This is a genomic window from Anaerolineae bacterium (assembly GCA_011176535.1).
GTDB lineage: Bacteria > Chloroflexota > Anaerolineae > Anaerolineales > DRMV01 > DUEP01.
The window spans coordinates 1-11,655 of the sequence record DUEP01000078.1; the positions used below are offsets into that span (position 1 = coordinate 1).

General features: G+C 64.6%; 9 protein-coding genes. 4 read left to right on the forward strand and 5 right to left on the reverse strand.

What is annotated here, in order from left to right; all coding sequences use genetic code 11:
• Both G4O04_07415 and gatC read right to left on the reverse strand, forming a co-directional pair.
• Positions 1-519: Asp-tRNA(Asn)/Glu-tRNA(Gln) amidotransferase GatCAB subunit A (locus tag G4O04_07415; protein ID HEY58345.1), on the reverse strand; the 519-nt coding region annotated here is incomplete at its 3' end.
• A 53-nt stretch (positions 520-572) separates the two neighbouring features.
• The gene (gene gatC, locus G4O04_07420) at positions 573-857 is read right to left on the reverse strand and encodes an Asp-tRNA(Asn)/Glu-tRNA(Gln) amidotransferase subunit GatC (GenBank protein HEY58346.1); all 285 of its coding nucleotides are present in this window, start codon (positions 855-857) and stop codon (positions 573-575) included.
• A gap of 125 nt (positions 858-982) precedes the next feature.
• Here gatC and G4O04_07425 point away from each other — a divergent pair, with 125 nt between their 5' ends.
• Positions 983-1,759 carry a DUF429 domain-containing protein gene (locus tag G4O04_07425; protein HEY58347.1) on the forward strand — a complete coding sequence of 259 codons (777 nt, stop codon included), beginning with the start codon at positions 983-985 and terminating at the stop codon, positions 1,757-1,759.
• A 1,323-nt stretch (positions 1,760-3,082) separates the two neighbouring features.
• Here the strand turns inward: G4O04_07425 and G4O04_07430 are convergent.
• Positions 3,083-4,225 carry a ribonuclease D gene (locus tag G4O04_07430; GenBank protein HEY58348.1) on the reverse strand — a complete coding sequence of 381 codons (1,143 nt, stop codon included), beginning with the start codon at positions 4,223-4,225 and terminating at the stop codon, positions 3,083-3,085.
• A gap of 174 nt (positions 4,226-4,399) precedes the next feature.
• Between G4O04_07430 and dnaK the strand changes: the two genes are divergently transcribed.
• Complete coding sequence (gene dnaK / locus G4O04_07435) at positions 4,400-6,313, forward strand: molecular chaperone DnaK (GenBank protein HEY58349.1); 1,914 nt, start codon at positions 4,400-4,402, stop codon at positions 6,311-6,313.
• A 182-nt stretch (positions 6,314-6,495) separates the two neighbouring features.
• Here the strand turns inward: dnaK and G4O04_07440 are convergent, their stop codons facing one another.
• Positions 6,496-7,746 (reverse strand): tetratricopeptide repeat protein, encoded by a 1,251-nt coding sequence (locus G4O04_07440; GenBank protein HEY58350.1) that lies wholly within the window; start codon positions 7,744-7,746, stop codon positions 6,496-6,498.
• 46 nt (positions 7,747-7,792) lie between these two features.
• Here G4O04_07440 and miaB point away from each other — a divergent pair, with 46 nt between their 5' ends.
• Positions 7,793-9,193: a tRNA (N6-isopentenyl adenosine(37)-C2)-methylthiotransferase MiaB gene (gene miaB, locus G4O04_07445; protein HEY58351.1), complete on the forward strand. Its 1,401-nt coding sequence runs from the start codon at positions 7,793-7,795 to the stop codon at positions 9,191-9,193.
• A 33-nt stretch (positions 9,194-9,226) separates the two neighbouring features.
• Positions 9,227-10,429: a YgeY family selenium metabolism-linked hydrolase gene (locus tag G4O04_07450; GenBank protein ID HEY58352.1), complete on the forward strand. Its 1,203-nt coding sequence runs from the start codon at positions 9,227-9,229 to the stop codon at positions 10,427-10,429.
• Between the two features lie 38 nt (positions 10,430-10,467).
• Here the strand turns inward: G4O04_07450 and G4O04_07455 are convergent.
• The coding region (locus tag G4O04_07455; GenBank protein ID HEY58353.1) for a YifB family Mg chelatase-like AAA ATPase at positions 10,468-11,655 on the reverse strand (1,188 nt) is incomplete at its 5' end.

Below are 11,655 nucleotides of genomic sequence, written 5' to 3' on the forward strand. Positions count from 1 at the left end.
ACGCGCCGCCACCGCGGCCGCGCTGCCGCCGCTGGAGCCGCCGGGCACCCGCTCCAGATCCCAAGGGTTACGGGTGGGGCCGTAGGCCGAGTTCTCCGTTGAGGATCCCATGGCGAACTCGTCGGTGTTCGTCTTCCCCAACACAATCACCCCGGCGTCCAGCAAGCGCTGCACCGCCGTGGCCGTGTAGGGCGGCACAAACCCTTCCAGAATGCGGGAGCCGCAGGTGGTGGGCATGCCGGTCACAGTGAGCACATCTTTCACCGCCAGCGGTAGGCCCAACAGCGGGGGCAACGCCTCGTCGGGGTGCCTGCGCGCCTGCTGCCGACGCCGATCCGCCTCACGGGCCGCCTCCAGCGCCTGCGCTTCGGCGAGGTACAGATAAGCGTGCAGCGCCCCCTCCCAGCGGTGCGTCTGCTCCAGATAGGCCACCACCAGTTCTTCGCTGGAGAATTCACCGCGTTGCAACGCGGACAAAATCTGCGGCACGCTCAATCGAGAGACATCCAGGCCATTCATGGGCTCATCCAAAGGGGGAAATGCAGGGTTTGCTGCGGCAAAAAACGCCCTCGTTACTCGAACACCGGCGGCACGCGAAACTGGCCGTCTTCCACTTCCGGGGCATTGGCCAGCAACGCGTCGCGGGGCAGGCCGGGGCGCGGTTCATCGGGGCGCAGCACGCTGCGGGGCGGCAGCACACTGGCCGTGGGCGGGATGCCCTCCGTATCCACGGCCTGCAGGCGGGTAAAGTGCTCCAGCACCGCCGACAACTGCTGGCGGTATTCTTCCACCTCGACCTCGCTGAGTTCCAGCCGGGCCAGAGCCGCAATGTGCAACACTTCTTCTCGGGTAATCATGGTGCAAATTATACCTGAGGCGGGCCAAAAAACAAGCGCCTGCGACGGCAAATCCTCCAAACCCGCTTGCGCGGCGGCCGAAATTCGGCTACACTGAGTTTACCCTCTCCCGGCAGGAGCCTCCCATGTCCCTCTTCCATGCCACGGCGTACATCGGCATCATCCCGGCGGCCCCTGGACACCCGCTGACCTACGCGGCCCTGAACGCCCAGGGCGACCTACTGGCCCTGGGGCAGGGAGACAGCCACGAGGTGCTGGCCTTTGCGGGGGGACAGCGCGCGGCCTTCGTCGCCCTGGGCAGCCCCAGAGGACCGGCCCAGGGCCTGTTTCAGGACCCCCAGGTGCGCCAGACCCTTTCCCCGCCGCCCCGTCCGGGCCGCTGGACCCGCGGGCGGGTGGCCGAGTACCTGCTGCGCCGCCACAACCTGCGGATTCATCTGACCCCTACCGACGAGGCCCAGTGTCCGGCCTGGATGCGCACCGGCTTTCGCCTGAACGCGGCCCTGCAACGCCTGGGATACACAGTGTATCCGGACGATCAGGCGCCCCGGCAACTGCTGGAAACTTACCCCCATGCCGTGTTCGCCGCGCTGCTGGGACGGCTGCCGTTCCCCAAAGGCACCTTAGAGGGGCGAATCCAGCGCCAACTGGTGCTGCGCAACCAGGGGCTGGCGCTGCCCGACCCCATGCGCGTATTCGAGGAAATCACCCGCCATCGCCTGCTCCAGGGCATGCTGCCCACGCCGGGGCTCTACACCCCCCACGAACTGGACGCCTTAGCCGCGGCCTGGACGGCCTATCGGGCCCACCAGGCCCCCGAAGAGGTGACCCGCCTGGGCCACCCCGCCGAGGGGGAGATCGTGCTGCCCGTGGCGACGCTGCTGCCGCGCTACCGGCGATGACCGCATGTAAAACTATCAGGCTTTGGATAGCCCTGTTGTTCTTTTTACCTATCGGGGCGATAACGCTCCTTGCCGCCTTCTTCGCCGCGCCTTTCTGGACCACCGCTTACATCGTAACCGCCTTGCTCCTTTGGTGGCTGCTTCGCCCTCACATTCCTCTTCTTCGCCACCTTTGGCGCCTGTGGCCTGCCTACGCGGGCGGGGGCCTTCACAGCCCTCTGCCCACAGACTTTTCTTAACCATGACCAACACTCGAAGCGGCCCGGCGGCTCCCGTCTTCCTCCTCTTCCTCGCTGCCGTCTTCCTGTCCCTCGTGGTCAAACTCCTGCGGCCCCATGAACCGCCCCCTCCAACCGTCTTGGTGACCGAAAGCGCGCCTCAGCCCCTTAAATCCCTCGCTCGAACCCTGGCCAAACTCCCCCTCTTGCACAAACCTACCCTCCTCCTGGGCCTCATTATCATCCTGCTCAGCATAGCCTTCTCCATAACCATGGTCACAGCGCAGACATTCCTTATCGTCACTCATGCCATCCCTACCATTACCCCTATCCCCAGCCCAACACTACTCAGCACCGCAACACCGCCCCCTACCTTTACCCCAACCATCACCCTCACACCAACAGAGTAACCCTCACCCCAACCATTACCCCCACATTTGACCCCCACATCCTAGGCAACACCTTCCTCCTGCTTGGCTACAGTCGCACCGCCAAACCCTACAGTCTGGCCCGGGCCAAAGTCCTCACCTCCCCGGGCAACTGGTGCCACCTCAACTACATCACCCCCTCAGGCCGCGTATCCACTGCCGCTGGCGTAGGCGATACCATCGCCGACCAAAACGGCATTTGCTACTGGCAGTGGGTCATCGGCTCCAAAACCAATCCCGGCACCGGACACATCCGAATCCGCGTCGGAGATTACACCAAGACTTTTCCCATCGAGGTCCAACGCAAATAACCTCACACAACCAACCAGGAAGGAAACATACATTCGAAAAGCAAAAAAATACCCCTAAGGACATTAGGCGGCTACGCCGCTGAACCTCTGCTTCGTTGCTTTGTTACTTCGTCCTTCGGCTTCGTCGAAAATCGCCTATCCAGCATTTACGCGGGAGGGTATCTTGATTCTTTCCTGCTCCCCCCTTCGGAAGAGGAGAAGGAAAAGGCAAAGCCGGGGAAGCGGCCGTCCTCACTTCGCTCAAAACATGCAAAAGATGTCGGCCCGCCAAAGGTTGTTAAACGCACCCTCCCGACGGGGTTGACGAACCCATCAGAAAGGCAGACGATACCCAGCGAAGGTCAGGGGTGGGCAGTTCTGTGGCCCTCACCCCTCCCTCTCTTGCCGCACCTGGGTCAGCACCGTGAGGATCTCTGCGCCGAAGCGTGCCCGTCGCCAGGGGGTGTCGACCATGACGGCCTCCAGGTCGGCCTGTTTTTGGGGGTCGCGGGCGGCGATGGCCTCCAGCACATCGCGGGGCAAGACCACATCGGAAGGCACGCCCATCCTCTGAGCCCTGGCCTGCCGCCAGCGCCGCAGCGCCTCCACCCGGGCCAGATAGGCTTCGTCGGGGCGGGCGTGAGGGGGCGTGGGGCGCGGCGGTGCCTGCAGGCCCCGCTCCACCGCCTGCAGCAACGCCTGCCCGTGACGACGCACCAGGCCTGGGGTCAGTTCCGGCACGCGGCGGAGATCTTCCAGGCGGCGGGGCAGGTGCCGGGCCACGGCCAGCAACGCCCGGTCGCTGAGCACCTTGAACCGCGGCCAGTTACGCTGCCAAGCCAGACGGTCGCGGTAGGCCACCAACTCGGCCAACACCGCCCGCTGCTGAGGGGTGAGCAGGTGGGCGCCCTTGACCTCCCAGGAAGCGCGTCCGTTTTCCCGAGGCGTCAGCGCTGCCAGGCGGGCGAAATCCTCCTGCGCCAGGGGCCACAAGCCCGCCTTCTCCAACTCGGCGCGCAGACGATGGCGCAGGAGGATGAGGTAGCGCGTATCCAGCCGGGCGTAATCCAGCAAGGCCTGCGGCAAGGGGCGCTGCCCCCAATCGGCGCGCTGGAACCGTTTGTTCAACCGGACGCCGAAAAACGATTCCAGCAAAGCGCCCAACCCCACCCGCGGGTAGCCCAGGATGCGGGCGGCGATCATGGTGTCGAACAGGTTGGCAAAGGTAAAGCCAAAGTCACGGCGCAGAGTGAGCACATCATAATCCGCACCGTGGAACACCTTTTCCACCTGGGGGGAGGCAAAGACATCGGCCAGAGGGCTTAAATCGGGCACGACCAACGGGTCCACCAGGTAATCCGCCTGGGGCGTGGAAAACTGGACAAGGCAAACCTGCTCCTGGAAAGCGTGCAAGCTGTTGGATTCGGTATCCACCGCGACAATGGGTTCGGCCAGCAGGGTCCGGGCCAGTTGACGAACCTCATCAGGCCGAGTCAGCAAAATCGGGGGAGGAAGCGTTTCGATTTCCATGCACTCAATTATACTCTTGCGGCCGATTTGACACTTTTCCTACAGGGCGTTAACAAACTTCTTGTATTCGCCTGGTATGCTATGCGTGGCGCTCATGGGCTTGAGCGCCGTTATCCAAACCAGACTAAACCATTCAGGCCAAGGCCTGAATGCCTGAAAAACGAGGAGGGAACAATGTCCAAAATCATCGGGATTGACCTGGGTACGACCAACAGCGTCGTTGCCGTCATGGAAGGTGGCGAACCGGTGGTGATCCCCACGGCGGAAGGCTCCCGGCTATGCCCGTCGGTGGTGGCCTTCAACAAGAACGGTGAGCGCCTGGTGGGCCAGTTGGCCAAGCGCCAGGCCATCATCAACCCGGAGAACACCATCTTCTCCATCAAACGCTTCATGGGGCGGCGCTACGAAGAGGTGGAAGAAGAGCGCAAGATGGTGCCCTACAAGGTGGTCAAAGGCCCGGCCGGAGACGCCCGGGTGTACATTCCCGTGACCGGCAAGGAGTACACGCCCCAGGAAATCTCAGCCATGATCCTGGCCAAGTTGAAGACCGACGCCGAGGCTTACCTGGGTGAGCCGGTGACCAAAGCGGTGATCACCGTGCCGGCTTACTTCAACGACAGCCAGCGGCAGGCCACCAAAGATGCCGGGCGCATCGCCGGGCTAGAGGTGCTGCGCATCATCAACGAGCCGACCGCCGCGGCTCTGGCTTACGGTCTGGACAAGAAAAAGAACGAAACCATCCTGGTCTTCGACCTGGGTGGCGGTACGTTCGATGTGTCCATCCTGGAGGTCGGTGAAGGCGTCATCGAGGTTAAGGCGACCAACGGGGATACCCATCTGGGCGGCGACAACTGGGACGAACGGCTGGTGAACTACATCGCCGACGAGTTCAAGAAAGAACACGGCATTGAGTTGCGGGAAGACCGCAACGCCCTTCAGCGGTTGCGCGAGGCGGCCGAAAAGGCGAAGATCGAACTCTCCACGGTGACGGAGACGGAGATCAACCTGCCTTACATCACGGCCACGCCCAGCGGCCCGCTGCACCTGGTGATGAGCATCACGCGGTCTAAGTTCGAACAACTGACCGAAGATCTGATCGAGCGCCTGAAAGGGCCCTTCTTTGCTGCCCTCAAGGACGCCGGGCTCAAGCCGGAGGACCTGGACGAGGTGGTGTTGGTGGGCGGTGCCACGCGTATGCCCATGGTGCAGGACCTGGTGCGCCAGTTGACGGGCAAGGAGCCGCACAAGGGCGTGAACCCCGACGAGGTGGTGGCCGTGGGCGCGGCCATCCAGGCCGGTGTACTGGCCGGTGAGGTCAAGGACATCCTGCTGCTGGATGTGACGCCGCTCTCCCTGGGCGTGGAGACCCTGGGCGGCGTGATGACGGTGCTCATCCCGCGCAACACCACCATCCCGGTGCGGAAGACGGAGGTCTTCACCACAGCCGAGGACAACCAGACGGCGGTGGACATCCATGTGCTGCAGGGCGAGCGGCCAATGGCGGCCGACAACAAGAGCCTGGGCCGCTTCCGCCTGGAAGGCATCCCGCCCGCGCCGCGCGGCGTGCCGCAAATCGAGGTCACCTTTGACATCGACGCCAACGGCATCCTGCATGTGACCGCCCGCGACAAGGCCACGGGCAAGGAGCAGAAGGTGACCATCACGGCGACGACCAACCTGACCGAGGAAGACATCGAGCGCATGGTGCGCGAGGCCAAGGAACACGAGGCCGAAGACCGCCAGCGCAAGGAGTTGGCCGAGGCGCGCAACCAGGCCGACACCTTAGCCTACCAGACCGAGAAGACCCTGCGCGAGTTGGGCGACAAGGTGCCCCAGGCCGAGCGCGAGCGCATCACCGCCAAGGTGAAGGAACTGCGTGAGGCCATGCAGGGCGAGGACCTGGAGCGCATCAAGCGGCTCAACGACGAGGTGCAGCAGATGTGGCACGCGCTGAGCCAGCAACTCTACGCGGCGCAGCAGCAAAGCGGCACGCCTTCGGCCGAGACCGGCTCCGACGGCAGCAGGAGCACCGAAGGCGAGAAGCCCGGTGAAGGCGAAGTGGTGGACGGCGAGTTCCGCGAAGCGTAACCTCACCTCCTGCAATCACCGGAACCCCTGACAGGGTGTGTGACCTGTCAGGGGTTCTTTGTATCGCCAAGACGCCAGGGGCGCGAGGGGTGGTCGAGCGTCGTGAGTCGTGGCATCGTTCTCCTCACACTTCGCACTTCGCACCTAACATTTAGAACACCCCCACGTCATCCGCTGTCTATTCACGGCGTCACGCCCAGGAAGTGCAGGGCGTAGCGGGCGTCCTGGTAGGTGGGGTTGGCCTCCAGGGCCGCCCGAAACGCCTCGATGGCGCCCTGGCGATCGCCCAGGCGGTAGAGGGACCAGCCGCGCCAGAGGTGCGCCTCCTCGGAGTTCTTGGTGATGCGCAAGGCGTAATCGGCCAGGGCCAACAGGTCCTCAAAGCGCCCGGTGTGAAAGTAGGCGATAAAGGGGCCGAACTGGTAGCGCAGGAATCGCTGGGGCAAACCGATCTGGCGGGCGCGGTCGTAGGCCTGAGCCGCTTTGGCGTAACGCTCGAAGTACACCAGATTGGTGCCCAGGTTGAACCAGGCGAAAGCATCGTCGGGATGGGCCTCCACGGCACGGCGGGCCTGTTCCAGCGCCCGCTGGCGGTTAAGGTCGCGGTCGGCGTCAGGGCCTAAAATCGCCTGCACCGTGACCTCCCAGTCCGGCGGATAGATGTAGAGGTACACATGGTTGAACGCCTCCCAGTTGCGGGCCAGGGTGGTGTAAGGCACCCGCCGGTTCGGGCCGTAGAAGGAATCCTGGGCGATGTAAACGCCTTCCCCGTCGTCGTAGCCCGTGAGCAGCAGATAGTGCCCGGCCCAGCGGTCATCGTTGCGCCAGTAGGCCTGTTCGAGCGTCATGCCCTCTTCGATCATGATAGGCATCCCGGCAGCTAGGAAGCCCTTCAGGCGCTCCAGGTTGCCGCCCACCCGGAAGTCGGCGTTGAGCCACCCGGCGCGGGTGCGCACGAAGAAAATCAACTCGTCCACATTCACATTGCGGTCACTGCGCTTGGGTTTGACCAGATCGGAGATGTCGTACTGGTCGCCCTGCCAGCCCCACCAGCGCAGGTAGAGGGCCAAGGTGGCCGGGCCACAATTGTTCCAGTCTTGCTTTTCCCAGCGCGGGGGCTTCAGGGTCACGGCAGGGGGCAACGGGGTGGGAGGCGGGGACGAGGTGGGCGAAGCCCCGGGGGTGGGCGTGGAGGTTGGGGGAGGAGGCGTGGTTTCCGGGGTCTGGCTGGGCGTGGCCCAGGGAACGAGGGAAGCCTTTGGGGTCGGCACCGCGCCCACAGGATGCAGTTCCATCCTCAAGGCGGTCCAGGCCGCGTCCAACCGCCAACCCAAACGCCGCTGGACCCCGGGGAGTTGATACAGCCCCCAAAGCAGGAGCACTCCCGTGAGGAGTCCACCGATCAAGGCGAAAAGTTTGTATGGCCAACGCATGGCGCAGATTGTATCACGGTGGAGGAATTGGGTTATAATGCGGGGCATGACGAAAAAGGGCAAGTATTATCTTTGGACTATTGGTTGTCAGATGAATGTGGCCGACTCGCGGCGGGTGGCCTCGGCGCTGGAGGGGCTGGGCTACGCCCCGGTCAAGCGGCCCGAAGAGGCCGATGTGGTGGTGCTCAATACCTGCGTGGTGCGCCAGAGCGCCGAGGATCGGGTAGTGGGGCGGCTGATGTCGCTGCGCGCCTTGAAGGAGCGGCAGCCCCACATGGTGATCAACCTGATGGGGTGCTTTGTGGGCATCCGCGGGCAGGAGCGTCTGCGCCGGCGGTTCCCCTTTGTGGATGTGTTCTCGCCCCCTTCGGACCCCCGCCCGCTGCTGGAACACCTGACCCAGGACGAGGGCAAAGCGCTGGACGAAGCCGAGACCACCCAGCGCTTTGCCCTGATGGACGGCGAGTTGGTGCTGCCCCGGCAAGAACGGGGGAAGTTGGTAAGCGCCCATGTATCGGTGGTGCTGGGCTGCTCCCACGCCTGCACGTTCTGCATCATCCCCTACCGCCGGGGGCCGGAGCGCAGCCGCCCGATGGAGCAGGTGTTGGCCGAGGTGCGCTCCTTAGTAGCTCAGGGTGTTGAAGAGATCACCCTGCTGGGGCAGATTGTGGACCGCTACGGCAAGGACTTCCCCGAAGGGCGGCCCAACCTGGCCGATTTGCTGCGCCGGGTGCACGAGATTGAAGGGCTGGCCCGCATCCGGTTCCTCACCTCGCACCCCAACTGGATGACAGACGAACTGCTGGAGACGGTGGCCGAACTGCCCAGGGTGATGCCCCACATTGAGGTGCCGGTGCAGGCTGGGGACGACGAAGTGCTGCGCCGGATGCGGCGCGGTTACACCGCCGAGGACTACCGCCACCTGGTGAAGAAAATCCGCCGCATCATCCCTGATGTGGCGATTGCCACCGATGTGATCGTCGGCTTCCCCGGCGAGACCGAGGCGCAATTCCAACGCACCTACGACCTGCTGGCCGAGTTGAAACTGGATGTGGTGCACCTGGCCCGCTATTCGGAGCGGGCAGGCACCTTAGCGGCCCGCAAGATGCCCGACGATGTGCCCGCCGAGGAAAAGATGCGCCGCTTCCGGCTGATCGAGGAACTGCAAGAGGGCATCAGCGCCGAGATCAACGCTCGCTACTTAGGGGAGGTGGTGGAGGTGCTTTTCGAGGAGAAAGTCAAGGGCCGCTGGAAGGGCCGCACCCCCCAGAACAAACTGGTGTTTGTGGAAAGCGCCGAGGAGTTGCGCGGCCAAGTGCGCCCGGTGCGCATCACCTGGACCGGCCCCTGGTCTATGTTGGGCGAACTGGCCGACCGCCCGCCTATGGGGCTGGAGGCACTCAAACGCAAGGTGGAGGCGAACGCCCATCCCGGGCGACGGGCGTGAGTCAAATCTCAGGCACACATTTCAGGAGGAGCCATGGACAGCGCCAAAGTCACCGCCGTGTTGCAGCGCGTGGAGCAGAACCGCGAGGCCATCATCCGCTTTCTGCACGACATCGTCGCTATCCCCAGCATGGACGGCCAAATCCGCGAGGTGGGTGAGCGCATCGGCGAGGAGATGCGCCGCTTGGGTTTCAAGGAAGTGCGTTTCGACAAGATGGGCAACATCCTGGGCCGCATCGGCGACGGCCCACGGGTGATGGTGTACGACTCCCACATCGACACCGTGGGCATCGGCGACCCGGAAGAATGGGCGTGGGACCCCTTCAAAGGCAAGGTGGAAAACGGGGTGCTCTACGCCCGCGGCGCCTGCGACGAAAAAGGCAGCACGCCGGGCATGGTGTACGGCTTAGCCATCGCCAGGGAACTGGGGCTGCTGGAGGGATGGACGGTATACTACTTCGGCAACATGGAGGAGTGGTGCGACGGCCTGGCCCCCCGCGCCTTCGTGGAGGTGGACCCCGGCGTGAAACCCGATTTCGTGGTCATCGGCGAGCCGACCAGGATGCAGGTGTACCGGGGACACAAGGGCCGCGTGGAGATGCGCGTAGTGGCCAAAGGGAAGAGCGCCCACGCCGCCAACAACCACTTAGGCGAGAACGCCATCTACAAACTGCTGCCCGTCATCGCCGGCATCCGTGACCTGGAGCCCCAACTGGGCGACCACCCCTTCCTGGGCCACGGCAAAATCACGGTGAGCGACATGCGGGTGAAGACGCCCAGCATCAACGCGGTGCCCGACGAGGCGGTGATCTACATCGACCGGCGCATGACCTTCGGCGAGACCAAGGAAGAGGCCGTGGCGCAGGTGGAGGCGCTCATCCCGCAGGAGGAGAAGGGTAAAGTGTGGGTGGAGGTGCTGCGCTACGAGGAGCCCTCCTACACCGGCTTCGTACTGCCGGTGGAGAAATACTTCCCGGCCTGGGCGCTGGAGGAGAATCACCCCCTGGTGCAGGCCGGGCAACAGGTGCGGCGGCTCATCGGTCTGCCCGAGGCGCCCACGGGCAAGTGGGATTTCTCCACCAACGGGGTGTACTGGGCCGGGACGGCGGGCATCCCCAGCATCGGCTTTGGTCCCGGCGACGAGGTCACGGCGCACACGGTGGAAGACAGCGTGGCGCTGGAGGATGTGGTCAAGGCGACGGCCTTCTACGCCCTGCTGCCGGCGGCGATTTCATAAAAAGAGGGGGGTGGCGGTCTCATCGCCAAAAACCCCTCTTATGTTCCGTACACTTCCTCCACCCGCGGGCGATACTGCAGCGCCTCGGCCAGGTGCTCCGGCCGGATGGCCTCGCTCCCGGCCAGGTCGGCGATGGTGCGCGCCACCTTGAGCACCCGATGGTACGCCCGCGCCGAAAGCGCCATCTGCTGCATGGCCAGACGCATCAACTGCCGACCCTGTTCGTCCAGGGTGCAGAAGCGGCGGATCTCGGCCGGGCCCATCTCGGCGTTAGCCTGCAGACCAAAGGGGGCCAGGCGTTTGCGCTGGCGCTCCCGCGCCGCTTCCACCCGTTGCCGAATGGCCTCCGAGGGCTCGCCCAGGCGGTCGTCGCTCAACTTTTCATATTCCACCCGCGGCACTTCAAGATGAATGTCGATGCGGTCGAGCAAGGGCCCGGAGATGCGCTTGCGGTAGCGGGTGATGGTCGCAGGGCTGCAGGTGCAGGCGTGGGTCGGGTCGCCGTAATACCCGCAGGGGCAGGGGTTCATGGCCGCCACCAGCATGAAATTGGCCGGAAAAGTGAGCGTGCCCTGGGCGCGGCTGATGGTGACCACCTTGTCCTCAATGGGCTGACGGAGCACCTCCAGGGTGCGCTGGCCGAACTCGGGCAATTCATCCAGAAAGAGCACGCCCCGGTGGGCCAGAGACACCTCGCCAGGATGCGGCCAGTTGCCCCCGCCCACCAGCCCGGCGTGGGAGATGGTGTGATGCGGCGCGCGGAAGGGGCGGGTGGTGATGAGGGGCTGGTCGGCCGGCAAGAGGTCGGCCACCGAATAAATGCGGGTCACCTCTAGGGCTTCTTCCACCGTCATCCGCGGCAGAATGCCCGGCAAGGCCCGCGCCAGCAAGGTCTTGCCCACACCGGGAGGCCCCACCATGAGCAGGTTGTGCCCACCCGCGGCGGCCACCTCCAAAGCCCGCTTGGCCTGTTCCTGGCCTTTGATCTCGGCAAAGTCCACCGCCCCCCGGCCCGGCGGCAACTCGTCCAGGCGGATAGTGAGATGGGGCGCGATGAGCTGCTCGCCGCGCAGGTGGGCCACTAACGTGGCCAGGGTGGCGACCGGGTACACCTCGATGCCGGGGATCAAAGCGGCCTCCGGCGCGTCGGCCTGGGGCACGAACACCCGGCGGAAACCTCGCTCGCGGGCCGTCGCCGTGACGGCCAGCACGCCCCGCACATGGCG